We start from the raw sequence: 15903 nt of genomic DNA, 5'->3' as shown, positions 1-15903 counted from the left end.
GCTTGAGCATGTCCTGAGGGATATTCAGGGACTTGGAGATCTCACGGACCTTCTTCAGGAAGTCCGGCGTCGAATACTCCTCCTCGCCGCGCGCCTTGCGTTGCGCATTCAGTGCGGTGCGCAGGAACGTCATGGTGGCGACACCGGGAATCTCGACCGGATACTGGAACGCCAGGAACACACCCTTGGCGGCGCGCTCGTCCGGCTCCATGGCGAGGAGATCCTCGCCCTTGAACAGGATCTCGCCGCCGGTCACCTCATAGCCCGGCTTGCCGGCGATGACGTGGCTCAGTGTCGACTTGCCGGAGCCGTTCGGCCCCATGATCGCGTGCACCTTGCCTTCGTCGATCGTGAGCGTCAGCCCGTGGAGAATCTCGCGCTCCTCGACGCGGACCTGCAGGTTCTTGATTTCGAGTAGTGCCATTGTTGTCTCTTCTGTCTGTCCCTCTTCCTCTCGGAGCGCCACAGGCGCGTCTCGAAGGACCGAGGCCCACAAAGCTGATGCTTGAAGAAGGCCGCTCAGCGGCCTTCTCAGGATGCGGCTGTTAGCCGACCGAACCTTCGAGGCTGATCGAGATCAGCTTCTGCGCCTCGACGGCGAACTCCATCGGCAGCTGCTGCAGCACGTCCTTGACGAAGCCGTTGACGACGAGCCCGACCGCTTCTTCCTGCGAAAGACCGCGCTGGATGCAGTAGAACAGCACGTCCTCGGAGATCTTCGACGTGGTCGCCTCATGCTCGAAGGTGGCCGAGGAATTCTTCGCCTCGATATACGGCACGGTGTGCGCGCCGCATTTGTCGCCGATCAGCAGTGAATCGCAGGCGGTGAAGTTGCGCGCGCCGGTCGCCTTGCGATGCGCCGTCACCAGACCGCGATAGGTGTTCTGCGATTTGCCCGCCGCGATGCCCTTGGAGATGATGCGGCTCGACGTGTTCTTGCCGAGGTGGATCATCTTGGTGCCGCTATCGACCTGCTGGAATCCGTTGGAGATCGCGATCGAATAGAATTCACCGCGAGAGTTATCGCCGCGCAGGATGCAGCTCGGATATTTCCAGGTGATCGCTGATCCCGTCTCGACCTGGGTCCAGGAGATCTTCGAGTTGGCGCCGCGGCAGTCGCCACGCTTGGTGACGAAATTGTAGATGCCGCCCTTGCCTTCCGAGTTGCCCGGGTACCAGTTCTGCACCGTCGAGTACTTGATCTCGGCGTCGTCCATTGCGACCAGCTCGACGACCGCCGCATGCAGCTGGTTCTCGTCGCGCTGCGGCGCTGTGCAGCCTTCGAGATAGCTGACATAGGCGCCCTTGTCGGCGATGATCAGCGTTCGCTCGAACTGGCCGGTGTTGCGCTCGTTGATCCGGAAATAGGTCGACAGCTCCATCGGGCAGCGCACGCCGGGCGGCACGTAGACGAACGAGCCGTCGGAGAACACCGCAGAGTTCAAGGTCGCATAGAAGTTGTCGGAGGTCGGCACCACGCTGCCGAGATACTTCTGCACCAGCTCGGGATATTCGCGGATCGCTTCCGAAATCGGCATGAAGATCACGCCGGCCTTCTTCAGCTCCTCCTTGAACGTCGTCGCCACAGACACCGAATCGAACACGGCGTCGACCGCGATCTTGCGGGTCTCGGGGCTGCCGGCGCCGGGCTTCGGCTCGACGCCCTCGAGGATCGCGACCTCGCGCAGCGGAATGCCGAGCTTCTCATAGGTCTTCAGGATCTCCGGATCGATCTCGTCGATCGAGGAGAGCTGCTTCTTCGGCTTCGGCGCGGCGTAGTAATACAGATCCTGGAAGTCGATCTTCGGGTAGTCGACGCGCGCCCAGGTGGGCTCCTGCATGGTCAGCCAGCGGCGATAGGCCTCCAGGCGCCATTCGAGCATCCAGGCGGGCTCGTTCTTCTTGCCCGAGATGAAGCGGATCGTGTCTTCGGAAAGCCCCTTGGGAGCCTTCTCGGATTCGATGACCGTCTCGAACCCATAGCGATATTGGTCGACGTCGATCCGCCTGACGCGGTCGACCGTCTCTTGTACGGCTGGCATTCCATCCTCCGCTCGCGGTTTCAAGGACCGCGGTGGACATCTCTGGGAACCGTCTTACGACGTTTCGCGGACGAAATCACGCCCTTAGAATCGCTCAAGCGCTGTTTCGTCACGTCCCTTAAGTAGGGTCATCGACAGCTTTCGCCAAGCCTCGACGGCCCGATCGACCTCCGCCGTGGTCGTGGACCAGCCAAGACTGAGGCGCACCGCTCCCTGGGCAGCGGCGGAACCCACGCCCATGGCCTCCAGCACATGCGAGGGCTGAACCTTGCCCGAGGAGCAGGCGGAGCCGGAAGACACTGCGATACCTTCGAGATCGAAGCCGATCACGGCCGTCTCGGCCTTCAGGCCGGGCGCGGTGAAGAGCGTGGTATTGGGCAGTCGCGCCGCCTCTGCCGAGAAAACCGTGAGGCCGGACGTCTGGCGCAGGCCGGCTTCCAGGCGCTCATGGAGGGCTGTTAACCTGGGCAGATCCGCTGCGAGTGTCGCAAGAGCGGCTCCCGCCGCGGCGCCGAACCCGGCGATCCCAGCGAGGTTTTCGGTCCCGGCCCGGCGCCCGCGCTCCTGCCCACCGCCCCGCAGCACCGGGACGACGTCCTCGACGCCCCCGCCCAGCACCAGCGCGCCGGCGCCCTTGGGGCCGCCGATCTTGTGCGCAGACACGGTCACAAGGTCGGCCGCCATCTGATTGATATCGAGGGGGATTTTGCCGAACGCCTGGACAGCGTCGACGTGCAGCAGGCCGCCGGCCCGGTGGACGATCTCAGCGACTTGCGAAACCGGTTGAAGCACTCCGGTCTCGTTGTTGGCAGCCATGACCGAAACCAGCGCCGGCGGACCGGCGGCCAGCAAGGCTTCGAGCCGGCCGACGTCGACCACGCCGGACCGGTCAACCGGGATCGTCTGCACCGCCGCCGGCGCGAAGCGGCCGCCGGCCAGCACCGAGGCATGCTCGATCGCCGACACCAGGAGCCGTTCCACTCCTCCGGCCGGCGCCTTCAGCCCGGGGACAAGGGCCAGCGTATTGGCCTCGGTGCCGCCGGAGGTGAACACGACGCGGCGCGCCGCGGTGCCGAGGCCGCGGGCGATCACCGTGCGGGCCTCCTCCATCACCCGCCGCGCCTTGCGGCCCTCGTCATGCACCGAGGACGGATTGCCGACGAGGTCGAACGCCGCCACCATCGCCGCGCGCGCCTCGGGCCGCAGCGGCGTGGTGGCATTCCAGTCGAGATAGACGCGATCGGGCATGGCCTCTCTTACCACCTTCCGCAACAGCGCCAATTGGAACCACGCGCCTCAGGCCGGCTGCTGAACCGCTGCGACGGGCCTGCGCGTCGCCATCCTCAATCCAAATAGCGGTCGTAGCCAGCTGATCCGGCGCACGGTCTCGTAAGTGACAACGCAGACCACAACGGTACCTGCGATGATGATCCCGGCCTCCAGCGCAGCGGGAAGGCCGCTGCCCTTCAAGGCGTGCGCGATCATGATGATCGCGGTCTGATGCACGATATAATAGGGAAACATCGCTTCGGTGAGATAGCGCCGCACCGGCCCGCCGTTCGTGAACAGCCGCCGCGCCTGTCCGAGCACCGCGGCCATCGCCAGCCATTGATAGCAGCCATAGGCGACGCCAGCGCTCGTCTTCAGCGCCGGCACCGGCGTGAGCGAACTGCCGAAGCCGGCCCACAGCGAAATGAAGACGATGAAGGCGCCGGCCGCAACCGCCAGCGCAACCCAGCGCCGACGCTCCAGCGCGGACCAGATGCCCTCCTCCTTCGCCAGCAGGAAGCCGATCAGGAAGGCCGTCGCATAGTCGGCGTGGTTGTACCAGTCGCCGAACAGCGCATGAGTCGACGGAAACAGCGGAAACAGCACGACCCGCCAGGCGGCGAACAGAACGCAGGGCAGGATCAGCAGCCACGGCCCGCGGAGCGCAGCGCCGAGCCGCGTGCCGAGCTGCTCCGCCAGCGCCGGCCAGAGCGCCAGCACGCCGATCACAGCCGCGGTGTAGACCCACAGATAGAGCACGAACCACAGGTGGTTCCAGGTGGGCATCACGATGCACGGCCCCGGGCAGAACTGCACCGCAAAGCCGAGATAGTGCCGGAGATAGAACTCCAGGAAGCCACCGGTGGTGCCGACGCTCTCGAGGACTTGGTCGTAGGACTGCGGCGGCACGATCACGAGCATGCCGAAGACGAGCGGAATGAGGAGCCGCGCCGACCGCGCCCTAAACAGCGAGCGCCGGTCATATTTGCGCAGCATGAAGCGGGTTGCCACGCCCGAGACCAGGAACAGCAGCGACAATCGCCAGGGATTGAGCAGCAGCATCACAGGTTCGAGCCAGACCAGCCGGTGGACGCTCTTGATGTGGAAGCCCCAGGATACGTAGAGCATGCCGACGTGATAGAGAATGAGAAAGCCGAATGCGCCAATCCGGACCCAGTCGAGATCGATGCGCCGGTCCGAGAGAGAGTCTTGCTGGGGTGTCGTCATGAGGGCCGCCTCCTTGACCGGACGCAGGTTGGAATGGACGCGCCGGGGCTGAGTTGAGATGTCCGAGACCAAACCTGACAGGGATGCAGCGACGATCGAACCGGCACGGGACGAAGCCGGGAGCCGGCGGGACGACACGCAGAAGTCGGGGACGAACGGTGGTCGCCGGGGGATCAGCGGTGACCTGGCCATGTTCGCGGCGATCGCGGCGATCGCCGTCGCGATCGGAATCGTGAACGGGCTGTCGGCGGCGCAGGATGCGGCGCGTCGTGGCGAGCCCTACGATCCCGGCCGGCTGGTGTTCTGGGAGCTGTCCAGCATCGCCGTCATCCTGCTGGCCATGCCGATCCTGGTAATGGCGATACGGCGGGCCCGCTTGATCTCGCGCTGGTGGCCGCGGATCGCGATCGCGGCGCTGGCGGTTGCGAGCTTCTCCACCCTGCACATCGCCGGCATGGTCTGGCTGCGGAAGCTGGCGCTCTGGGCGATCGGCAGCGCCTATGACTTCAACACGTCGTTCGCGACGCTGCTGTACGAATTCCGCAAGGACGCCGTCACAGCCATCCTCATCGGGGGCACGATCTGGCTGCTCGATAGCCGGCGCGAGCTGATCGCCCAGCGCGCGAGCGAGGCGGTTCTCCCGCCGGCGCCAAAGCCGGAGGCACCGCAGGCGATCTGGCTGCGTGACGGCACCAGCCGCATCCGGGTCGACCCGCGCCAGATTCTCTGGGTCAGCTCGGCCGGCAATTACATCGAATACCGTCTGCACGACGGGTCCGAGCACCTGATCCGCGGCACGCTGGCCGCAGCGGAGACCGAGCTGGGATCGTTCGGCCTCGTCCGAGTACACCGGACCAAGCTGGCCAACCTCGACCGAGTCACCGCCTTGGAGTTCAAACCCTCCGGCGATTTCGATCTCGTTTTCGACACCGGCCACTCGCTGCAGGGAAGTCGCCGCTACCGGGCTGCCGTGGCCACGCTGGAGCGTCCCGCCGCGCCGTCATGATCGCGCAGGGTCGCTTTGAAGCGACGCCGGGTACCAACTCTTTCCGTTTGAGTTTCAATTATTTAGGCCCAGTTCTGGGCAGGCCCGATCAAGCCCTGGGCGCCCACTCCCCGGCTTGGGGCTCAGGCCCCGCCCCGGTGGCCGGGCGTTGAAAATCCTTGCTTTTTGCCCCGCGCTCCATGCTAGAAGGCCAACTTCCAGTCACGCCAGCACCGCTCCGTCCGAGCGAACGGATGGTGCTCGATCACCACTTTTCCTGCTGAACTCGTCGGCGAGGCGCCAGATGAAGCACGGACGAAGTCGGTCGATGCTCTGCCAAGGATTCTCTGATGCCTGAAGTCATCTTCAACGGTCCGGCCGGCCGCCTCGAAGGCCGTTACCACCCGGCGAAGCAGAAGAACGCGCCGATCGCGATGATCCTGCATCCGCATCCGCAGTTCCATGGCACGATGAATCATCAGATCGTGTACCAATGCTACTACGCCTTCGCGCATCGCGGCTTCTCGGTGCTGCGCTTCAATTTCCGCGGCGTCGGCCGCAGCCAGGGCTCTTTCGACCACGGCACGGGTGAACTGTCCGATGCGGCGTCGGCGCTCGACTGGGCGCAGACCATCAACCCCGAGGCGCGCGCCTGCTGGGTCGCCGGCTTCTCGTTCGGCGCCTGGATCGGCATGCAGCTCCTGATGCGCCGTCCGGAGGTCGAGGGCTTCATCTCGATCGCCCCGCCCGCCAATCTCTACGACTTCTCGTTCCTGGCGCCCTGCCCGTCCTCCGGACTGATCGTCCATGGCGAGAAGGATGCGGTGGTGCCGCCGAAGGACGTCAACACGCTGGTCGAGAAGCTGAAGACGCAGAAGGGCATCGTGATCGACCAGCAGGTCATCCCCGGCGCCAACCACTTCTTCGACGGCAAGCTCGAGCCGCTGATGGAAACCATCACGGCCTATCTGGACATGCGCCTCGCCAATGTGAGGTGAGGCTAAGCGCAGGCCGTGGTCGTCCGAACGGACGTACCTTGGGGCACTGCTGTTATCACCCGCGACAGCGGGTGATCCAGTACGCCGCGGCTTCTCGGCTGATCATCGATGTCTCGGAGTACTGGATCGCCCGGTCAAGCCGGGCGATGACAGCTATGGGTGTGGCTTGAGCGCTCGGCACGACAACCGCGTCCCTACGCCGAACGTCGCTACGCCGCCTGCTTCAACAAATAAGCATCGTGCCGCACCAGGAACGCGCGGAGCAGTTGCGGATACTCCGGGCTGACCGCACTCTTCACACTCGGTCGCTGCGCCAGCCGATCGCGCCAGGCTCGCACCTTCGGCGATGAAGCAAAAATGCCGAGATCGCCATATGCATCGAACACATCGAAATAGCGGAAGATCGGCGCGAACACCGCGTCGACCAGGCTGAACCGCGCGCCAGCGAAATACGGCCCGTCACCGAGCGCCACCTCGACGCGGGCGAACTTCGCCGTCAGCGCCTCGCGCTTGGCTGCGAACACCGCAGCATCCTGCGTCGTCTCCAGGCCCCAGAGATCGCCGAGGATTGCCGAGCCGAACTCCATCCAGGCGCGGTGCTGCGCCCGCGCCAGCGCGTCCGCGGGATGCAGCTTCGCGCCACTCTGCGTCTCCTCGATGTACTCGCAGATCACGTTGCTCTCGAACAGCGCGATCTCGCCTTGCGCTGACGGCACCACCAGCACGGGCACCTTCCCGAGTGGAGAGATCTTTAGAAACCAGTCTGGCTTGTTGGCGAGATCGATGTCGATCCGCTCGAACGCAACGCCCTTCTCGGTGAGCGCGATGACGGCGCGTTGCACATAGGGGCAGAGCTTGTGACTGATCAGCTTCAGGGAGGGCGACATGACATGCTCGACAGTTTGATGCAGATGCATCAAACTAGATGCACTTGCATGAAGTTGTCAAGGTGAATGCATCTGCATGGATCAGGGACGCGCGATCACCCCGCCGGTCATCGGGAATGGGACGCCCGTGGTGGTCGGATAGCTCAGCGGCAGGCCCTTCATGCCGCGCACGGCGAGGAAGCCGAACGCCTGGGCCTCGATGGCGTCGGCCGACCAGCCCAGCGCATCCGCCGACTCCACGCTCGCGGGCGCCAGGCGCTGACGCAGCATCCGCATCATCGTGTGGTTGCGGGCGCCGCCGCCGCACACGATCCAGCTCGCCGGCGGCTTCGGCAGCAGCGGCACGACCCGCGCGATGGCGGCGGCCGTGAACGCCGTCAGCGTGGCCGCGCCGTCCGCCGCACTCACATCGCCCAGCTTCAACGCGGCGAAGTCGTTGCGGTCGAGCGACTTCGGCGGCGGCAGCGTAAAGAACGGCAGCGCCAGCGCGGTCGCGATCCACGCCTCGTCCGGCGTGCCCTGCTCCGCCACGCGGCCATCCTGATCGAACGCCTGTCCGGTCGTGCGGTGCATGAAATCATCGAGCAGCGCATTCCCCGGACCGGTGTCGCAGGCGATCAGCACGTCCTCGCCGTCGATATAGGTGATGTTGGAGACGCCGCCGATGTTGACCACGGCGATCGGCCCGGGCCGTGCCAGCGATTGCGCCAGCGCACGGTGATAGACCGGCACGAAGGGCGCGCCCTGCCCGCCGAAATCGACATCGGCAGCGCGGAAATCATGCATCACCGGGATATGGACCGCCTTGGCCAGCGCGGCCGCGTCGCCGATCTGCACGGTCAGGCGCCGCTCCGGGCGGTGCAGCACGGTCTGGCCGTGGAAGCCGACGATGTCGATATCCTCCGGCATCAGCCGGTGCTGCGCCAGGAACGCCGCGATCGCCTCGGCATGCGCCAATGTCACGGCCTGCTCGGCCTCGCGCACCCGCCCTGGCCGCGCCTCACGCTGCTCGATCTGAACAGCATCGGCGAGCGCCTGGCGCAGCAGGCTGCGCTCAGCGGGACTGTAGACGCGGTAGCCGGACGGACCGAGGCTCTTGATCTGCCGTCCGTCGGTCTCGATCAAGGCCACGTCCACCCCGTCCAGCGAGGTGCCACTCATGAGGCCAAGTGCGGTCAGAATCATTGCAGTCGAACCTGAAAATCCCGGCCTCGCCTGGAAGTGCGGCTGATTTGAGGTCCCGCCCGGGTCCTGTACATGACCTTGTACAAGCCGGGCGCGTCCTATAATGCCACAACGCCTGGACCGGCGGCAGCCGCCCTCCTACGCCGGGCCGCGACAAGCGGCCAATACCGTAAACAAATGCTCAGAGTCGCCGACCATGACTGGCTTCAAGTCTGATTTCCTGAACGTGCTGCAGAGCCGCGGGTTCATTCACCAGTGCTCGGATTTCGCGGGCCTGGATGCGCTCGCCGCCAAGGGCCAGGCGACCGCCTATGTCGGCTATGACTGCACCGCACGCTCGCTGCACATCGGCAACTTCCTGACCATGATGATGCTGTACTGGCTGCAGCAGACCGGGAACAAGCCGATCACCCTGATGGGCGGCGGCACCACGATGGTCGGCGACCCCTCCGGCAAGGACGAGACCCGGGCGATGCGCACGGTCGAGGAGATCGAGGCCAACAAGGCGTCGATCCGCGGCGTGTTCGCAAAAGTTCTGCGATATGGCGACGGCGCCACCGACGCCATCATGCTCGACAATGCGGAGTGGCTGACCAAGCTCAACTGGATCGAGATGTTGCGCGACATCGGCCGGCACTTCTCGGTCAACCGCATGCTGACCATGGACTCGGTCAAGCTCCGGCTCGAGCGCGAGCAGGAGATGAGCTTCATCGAGTTCAACTACATGGTCTGCCAGGCCTACGACTTCGTCGAGCTGTCACGCCGCACCGGCTGCCGGCTGCAGATGGGCGGCTCCGACCAATGGGGCAACATTATCAACGGCGTCGAGCTCGGCCGCCGCATGGGCACCGAGCAGCTGTTCGCGCTGACCACGCCGCTGCTCACCACCGCCTCCGGCGCCAAGATGGGCAAGACCGCGCAGGGCGCGATCTGGCTCAATGCCGACCAGTGCAGCCCGTATGAGTTCTGGCAGTACTGGCGCAACACCGAGGACGCCGACGTCGTCAAGTTCCTCAAGCTGTTCACGACGCTGCCGCTGGCCGAGATCGAGAAGCTCGGCGCGCTGCAGGGTGCCGAGATCAACGAGGCCAAGAAGGCGCTGGCGGATGCGGCGACCACGCTGCTGCATGGCGAGGAAGCTGCGCGCACCGCGGCCGACACGGCGCGCCGCACCTTCGAGGAAGGCGCGATTGCCGAGAACCTGCCGACCATCGAGGTCGCCAAGAGCGAACTCGACGCCGGCCTCGGCGTGCTCAACGCCTTCGTCAAGGCGGGCCTCGTCGCCTCCAATGGCGAGGCGCGGCGCCAGATCAAGGGCGGCGGCCTCAGGGTCAACGACGTCGCGGTCACCGACGAGAAGATGGCGCTGACTCGGGCGGAGCTGACCAGCGAGGGTGTGATCAAGCTGTCCCTGGGCAAGAAGCGGCACGTGCTGGTCAAGCCTGCATAGGGGCATTCGCTTTTGCCCGCTTGTCAGGGGGCGCCGAACGGCGCTCCCTGGCGAACATGACGATCAGCGCGCCGCCAGAGCCTGCGCAAGCCGAGGAAACCTCCAGCCCGCCGCGTGCGCGCATGGCCTTCGTCGTGCTCGGACTGTGCTTCGCACTGTCGGTGCTCGGCCGTGGCCTCGGCGAGAGCTTCACCGTCTTTCTCAAGCCGATCTCCGACAGCTTCGGCTGGGACCGCGCCGAGGTGGTCTCGATCTACTCGCTGACGGCGCTGGCCGGCGGCCTCGCCGCGCCCCTGATCGGCCGGCTGTTCGACCATTCCGGCCCACGCACAGTCTATGCGCTCGGGCTCCTGCTGCTGGGCTCGGCGTTCACGGCCGCCGCACATGCCCAGGCGCTGTGGCAATTCCAGCTCAGCATCGGCCTGTGCGTCGGCATCGGCATCGCGCTGATCGGCAACGTGCCGAACTCGATCCTGCTCGGGCGCTGGTTCGGCGCGCGATTGTCGACGGCGATGGCCGTGATCTATTCGGCGACCGGGGCCGGCGTGCTGCTGCTGTTGCCGGGCTCGCAACTCCTCATCGACGCCATCGGCTGGCGCAGCGCGTATCAATCGTTCGGCGCCGCCGCCTTCACCCTGCTGGTGCCGCTGGCGCTGCTGCCATGGCGGCTGTTCGCCGCCGGTGCCCCTCACATTGCCAAGCCGATCAGTGACGAGCTCGCCGAGGACGCCTGGACCTTGTCACGCGCGCTGCGCCACCACGCCTTCTGGGCGCTGTTCGCGACCTTCTTCTTCACGGCCATCGGCATGTATGCGATCGCGCCGCAGGTGGTCGCCTATCTGATCGATGCCGGCTTCGCGCCGCTGCAGGCCGCCACCGCGTGGGGCTTCTCGGGCGTCGTCCTGCTGTTCGGCATGCTCGGGGTCTCCGCGCTCGACGGGCTGATCGGGCGCCGGCCGTCGGTGCTGTTCTCCTACGCGGTGTCGATCGCGGGCATCCTGATGCTGTGGGCGCTGCAGGTCTGGCCCAACATCTTTCTGCTCACCGGCTTTGTCGTCTGCTTCGGCAGCATGATCGGCTCGCGCGGTCCGCTGCTGTCGGCGACCGCGATGAAGATCTTCCGCGGCAAGCGGCTCGGCACGATCTACGGCACCATCACCATCGGCAGCGGGCTCGGCTCGGCGCTGGGGTCATGGAGCGGCGGCGTCATCCACGACCTCACCCACGGCTACGACGCGGTGATCCTGCTCGCGCTGGTCAGCGTCATCATCGGCATGATCCCGTTCCTGGTGGTGCCGGCGCTGCGGCGCTGATCCGGCCACAGGCCTCAATTGTTCGGCGCGACCTCCGCCGGCGGATAAGGCTGCTTGCCGGTATTGAACTGGAAGATGTTCCTGAACACGCCGGGGGCCATCGCCGAGATCGGGTTGACGCGCATCACCGGCGCGCTCGGCGTTCCCACCACCTCGTAGGTCACGCCGATCAGGCCTTCCTTGTTGCCGTTGCCGAGGATCAGCCCGAAGAACGGGATCTGGCCGAAGATGTTGTTGAGACCATAGGCCGGCACGATCGTGCCGTTCATCCGCACCTGGTTGTTGTTGTAGTCGATGTTGCCTTCGATGGTCAGGCCGATCGTCGGTCCCTGGACGATGCCGTCCCTGAACGACATCAGCCCCGGCTGGCGGGTGAACTCGGCGCGCAGCGCCGTGAAGCCGATGCCGCCGCTCTGGCCGCCGCCCTGCGCCCCGCCCGCCACGGCGCGGTCGAGCTGCTGCTCGCCCCGCACGGTGAAATCGCGCATGTTGATCAGCCCTTCCTTGGGGCCGGGATCGGCGGTCGGCGGCTCCATGGCGAGCTCGAGCTGCCCGCCCTGCACCTTCGAATAAGTGTCGGCGAAACGCAGCAGCGCGCCGGCATCGTTGGTCGTCAGGTAGATCACCTCGCGGCCCTGCCGACGACCGCGCTGATCCGCCGTGTCGCGCCCGAAGCGAAGATCGGCCGTCACCGGCGTGTCGCGGCCGACCTTGCCGCTGAGACTGAAGGTCTTGAAGGCGCCGTTGCGCCGCGAGACCTTGGCGTCGACCCCGCGCAGCGCCTCGCCGTTAAAGCCGGCGACCGCACCGAGCTTGATCTCGGCGTCGAAATCGATGTTCGAGCGCGACTTGTTCTTGTCGGCATCCTTGTTGGTCCCGGAGATCGCCGACTTCAGGAAGCCGCGGCCGTCGAACACGTCACCGCGCATCGACAGCTTCAGCACGCCGTCCTGGCCGCGCTCGGCCTTGATCTGGGTCTTGTCGCCTTCCGACGGCGAATAGACCGGGAAGTTGGCGTTCATCAGGTCGCCGTTCTGGTCGATCTCCAGCGAGCCCTTGATCGAGACGCCACCGCCCTCGATGTTGATGTCCTCGAAGCGGGTCGATTGCTGTTTCGCCACGACGTTGAAGGTAGCCTTGCCCGACTTGCCCGGGTTCTTCACCCAGCCCGGCAGCAGATTGTCGAGCTTCAGCTTGGTGAGATCGGCCTCGACGCCGATCCGGCTGTCGCGCTCGGGGGCGCCCGCGATCTTGCCGTTGAGCTTGAGCGGCACGTCGCCGGTGATGGCGGTGCCGAGATCAAGGCCGAGCCTGGCACGGCTGGCGTCGTCGAGCGTCGCCTGCATCCTGATGTCGGCGTCCCCGTCCGTCGGCTTGCGATAGTCGAGCGCCGCCGGCTGGCCATTGATCTTGACGTCGCCCTTGACCTGGTAGCCTTGCGTGTTGGCCACGATCTTGAGCGTGTTGGCCTCGAGCTTCTGATTCATCACCAGCTTATCGGCGGCAAAGCCGTTGAGATCAGCCGTGACCGTGTAGTTGGTGTCGGCCTTGGTCAGCTCGCCCTTGACCGGCATTGCGAGATTGACGTTGGCCTGGAACGTGCCCTTGGTCTGGGCGGGATCGATCGGAATCGACGACATGTCGCTCAGCCGGTCGGAGGCGAGGATCTCAGCCGCCGCCGCGACCGGACCTTCGACGCGCATGCGCACCCGCGACGGCGACGGCTTCGGCGCCATGTCCGGCACCTCGAAGACGAGGTCGGAGAAGGTCAGCTTGCGGCCAGCCGGCGTGTCGGCGACGCCCTGCCCGACGGTCACCGTCGCGGTGCGACCGGTCACATGCGCCTTCATATCGGCATCGCGCACCGCGGGCAGGCCGTCGACGGGACGCACGGTGACGTTGGTCGCGATGACGTTGACGTCGAGGCCGTCGTCGGGAATCGGCGGCCCTTTGCGCGGCAGGTTGCGGGTCGGCGAATTGACCGCGATGTCGATGCGCTGGATGTTGCCGCGCTCGATGCGCTCGATCATCCAGGCGCGCACCTCCGGCACGATCAGCGCCGGCCAGATCCGCTTCATCGCCAGCGCCGGCATCGGCGTCGCGGCGAAGCCGAGCTTCAGCCTGGGCTCGCCGGCGTAGTCGACGCTGCCGGTGCCGGCGACGCCGATCTCGCCATTGGAGACCTCGGCCTGCGTCAGCAGCACGCGCTTGCCTTCGGTGTCGAACCGAAAGTTGATCGAGATGCGGTTGAAGATCAGCGGCGGATCGTTGGCGATCGCGCCGAGCAGAATGGTGCCGCCGCTCAAGTTCAGCCGCCAGTCGTTGACGCCGTCATTCGGCGGCTCGAGATGGGCGTTCAGCGTGACGCGGTTGGCGCCGGAGATCACCTTGAACGGCGCCACCAGCGCGCGGCGGCTGGCGTCCCACTCCATGTTGATCTCGGCGGAGTCGATCGCCATCGGATAGTCGGGCGTATCGGTGTCGATGATATTGCCGGCGCCGATGTTGATCTTGCCGCGCAGATAGGTCGGCAGCCCGTCACGGCCGAGCTCGCCCTTGATCTCGCCCGTCAGCGGCAGGTCCGCCATGTAGGTCAGATCCTTCAGCCGCAGCGCCAGCAGGATATTGCTGGTCGAGACCTTGTCGGCCTTGATGTCGATCGTGCGCACGCCGTTGGCCGGCGGTCCCACCAGGACGCGCAGCAGCCATGGCTTGGCGCCCTCCTCGCCGAGGTTGAGCGCGACGCCGCCGCCGGAGGGACGGCGCAGGCTGAGGCTGATGTTCTCGAACGTCCATTTGTTGCCGCGCTGCTGGTCGTCGACGATCAGCACGCCGTTCTTCAGGCCGATCTCGTTCAGGTTCTGGCCGTCGAGCCCGGTCAGGCTGAGGCTGTCGAGCCAGTCGAGCCCGGCCAACAGGCCGTTCGGGGCGGTCGCCGGGACAGCTGACGGGTTCACAGGTGCGACCTGCGGAGCCGTGGCCTGGCCCGTGCCGGGCGCCGGCGCAGCAGCCTGTCCGGGACGCGGGAAGGTCGGCGGCAGGCCGGCATCGCGCTTGGAGGCGACGCCGGTGGCCAGCGGCTTGCTGGTCTCGCCGGTGGAGACGGTGACGGTGCCGTCGGGGGTGATCCGGATGGCGAGTTCGGCATCCACCAGCTTGAGGCTCTCGGCGCGCAATTGCCCCATCAGCAGCGCGGCGCCGGACAACCGCACCTCGGCCTTGGGCGCGCTGGCGACGATGGCGTGATCCTGGTCGCGCACCACGATGTCGCGAATCCGCACCGCCACTCGGATCCGGCCGGCGCGCTCGATCTGGGTGCCGCCGACCTCGACCGTATTGCCGTGCCCGATATTGTCCGCGATCGCGGCGGCGAGCCATGGCGTGGCGAGATCGAGGCTGATCGGCCCCGCGCCGAGCCGCAGCCACAGCCCGGCGAAGCCGACCGCCAGGATCAGCACCAGCAGCCCGAGCGACACCACGATTCGTCGCGCCACGCGGCCGCGCCGCGGCTGGGTCGTCGAAAGACCGCCGCTCAGCTTCGAGTCGGCCCGCGACAGCAGCCGGCGGGCGCGCTGCTCGGCGGCCTCGTCATGCTCGGCTTGCTCCTCGGGATGCTCAGCGTCGTGCCAATCGGCGTCATCCCACTGCTGGCCCTGGGTGTCCGCTTGCAGATGGGGCCGCTGGGGTGATGTCTGTCTTGCCATTGCCTCTCGGTGCTGGCCCCTGGTGTCCGATATGTTCGTGCCAAACTGGCCTCGGCCAGGTTGGTCGCCGGTGATGCCTCGCCCGTTCACCGGGCGCTCCCCTGGCTCGCCGGCATGGCCCGCGTCCCCGTCACGTCCCGCTCGCGCGGGGCGCCTTTCGAACCGTCCGCAGCGATCGCGCCCGCGCCGCTGGCCGGGCGAAGCGCCGGATCGCCGTCACTATATCCCGTCGTCCTCACCTTTGCCCACCCGCTCGTGACGGCGGAGGCAGCCGACGGTCTGGGCGATCCCAGGACCGCTCGAAATTTGTCGCAGGCTCATCTGATCCGGAGACGGTACGAGAGTCGTCATGGAACTGGTACTCACGCTTGCTGGTACCCGTGATTTCATGAGCGTCGCAAGAGGCATCAGCCGCGACGCGTGAAAGCAGGGAAGCAGATCGATCCCGGGACACCGGACAAGAACCGAGATACTTTCATTGTTGAGCCGCCGAAAGCGACGAAAGGAAGGCGTATGTCAAAGGAATCACGGAAGAAATCCTCCAATCCGGCGTCGTACGGGGAAACCGCCGGAAACCGCGTCGCCACCGCCGCAAAATCCGTCGCCAAGAAGACCGCCAAGCCCGCAACGCCCAAATCGGCCAACAAGACCACTGCCAAGCCGGCAAAGAAGGCCGCAAAGGCCGTAACCAGCAAGGCTGCGCCCCCGAAGCCCGCGGCGAAGGCCAAGGCGGCAAAGGCCAAGCCGGCGAAGGTCAAGGCGGCGAAGCCCGCCGCGGTCGGAACCGGGCTCGCCGAGGGCGCCAAGGCACCGGCCTTCAGGCTGCCGCGCGACGGCGGCGGA

11 protein-coding genes and 1 pseudogene are annotated in these 15903 nt (G+C 66.2%); 5 read left to right on the top strand and 7 right to left on the bottom strand.

Features of this window, described 5'->3' with window-relative positions:
• From BRAO375_RS02560 to BRAO375_RS02545, 4 genes are all read right to left on the bottom strand, one after another.
• Positions 1–424 (bottom strand): ABC transporter ATP-binding protein (locus BRAO375_RS02560; protein WP_035638550.1); only part of this gene is annotated, 424 nt, incomplete at its 3' end.
• Between the two features lie 121 nt (positions 425–545).
• Positions 546–2042, bottom strand: coding sequence for a Fe-S cluster assembly protein SufB (gene sufB, locus BRAO375_RS02555; protein WP_009025883.1), 1497 nt, complete (start codon positions 2040–2042; stop codon positions 546–548).
• Between the two features lie 84 nt (positions 2043–2126).
• The gene (locus BRAO375_RS02550) at positions 2127–3290 is read right to left on the bottom strand and encodes a cysteine desulfurase family protein (RefSeq protein ID WP_009025882.1); all 1164 of its coding nucleotides are present in this window, start codon (positions 3288–3290) and stop codon (positions 2127–2129) included.
• Between the two features lie 48 nt (positions 3291–3338).
• Complete coding sequence (locus tag BRAO375_RS02545) at positions 3339–4538, bottom strand: acyltransferase family protein (RefSeq protein WP_009025881.1); 1200 nt, start codon at positions 4536–4538, stop codon at positions 3339–3341.
• A 58-nt stretch (positions 4539–4596) separates the two neighbouring features.
• Here BRAO375_RS02545 and BRAO375_RS02540 point away from each other — a divergent pair, with 58 nt between their 5' ends.
• Together BRAO375_RS02540 and BRAO375_RS02535 are read left to right on the top strand one after the other, a co-directional pair.
• Positions 4597–5544 (top strand): LytTR family DNA-binding domain-containing protein, encoded by a 948-nt coding sequence (locus tag BRAO375_RS02540; RefSeq protein ID WP_009025880.1) that lies wholly within the window; start codon positions 4597–4599, stop codon positions 5542–5544.
• A gap of 329 nt (positions 5545–5873) precedes the next feature.
• The gene (locus BRAO375_RS02535) at positions 5874–6521 is read left to right on the top strand and encodes an alpha/beta hydrolase (protein ID WP_006614822.1); all 648 of its coding nucleotides are present in this window, start codon (positions 5874–5876) and stop codon (positions 6519–6521) included.
• A gap of 209 nt (positions 6522–6730) precedes the next feature.
• Here the strand turns inward: BRAO375_RS02535 and BRAO375_RS02530 are convergent, their stop codons facing one another.
• Positions 6731–7408, bottom strand: coding sequence for a glutathione S-transferase family protein (locus tag BRAO375_RS02530; protein ID WP_009025879.1), 678 nt, complete (start codon positions 7406–7408; stop codon positions 6731–6733).
• 81 nt (positions 7409–7489) lie between these two features.
• Complete coding sequence (locus tag BRAO375_RS02525) at positions 7490–8593, bottom strand: anhydro-N-acetylmuramic acid kinase (protein WP_009025878.1); 1104 nt, start codon at positions 8591–8593, stop codon at positions 7490–7492.
• 196 nt (positions 8594–8789) lie between these two features.
• Between BRAO375_RS02525 and tyrS the strand changes: the two genes are divergently transcribed.
• Entirely contained in the window at positions 8790–10043 is a 1254-nt protein-coding gene (tyrS, locus tag BRAO375_RS02520) for a tyrosine--tRNA ligase (RefSeq protein ID WP_009025877.1), read from the top strand.
• A gap of 56 nt (positions 10044–10099) precedes the next feature.
• Positions 10100–11356, top strand: a complete 1257-nt coding sequence (locus tag BRAO375_RS02515; protein WP_009025876.1) for an MFS transporter — start codon at positions 10100–10102, stop codon at positions 11354–11356.
• A gap of 14 nt (positions 11357–11370) precedes the next feature.
• On the opposite strand, the gene BRAO375_RS02510 is transcribed toward BRAO375_RS02515, so the two are convergent.
• Complete coding sequence (locus BRAO375_RS02510; RefSeq protein WP_009025875.1) at positions 11371–15060, bottom strand: YhdP family protein; 3690 nt, start codon at positions 15058–15060, stop codon at positions 11371–11373.
• A 513-nt stretch (positions 15061–15573) separates the two neighbouring features.
• On the opposite strand from BRAO375_RS02510, the pseudogene BRAO375_RS02505 reads away from it, so the two are divergent.
• Positions 15574–15903: pseudogene (locus tag BRAO375_RS02505) on the top strand (bacterioferritin); the annotation flags it as partial.

The organism is Bradyrhizobium sp. ORS 375 (genome assembly GCF_000239775.1).
Taxonomy (GTDB): Bacteria; Pseudomonadota; Alphaproteobacteria; order Rhizobiales; family Xanthobacteraceae; genus Bradyrhizobium.
The sequence above is the reverse complement of the archived record's forward strand: the minus strand, read 5'-3'. Positions and strand labels throughout refer to the sequence as shown.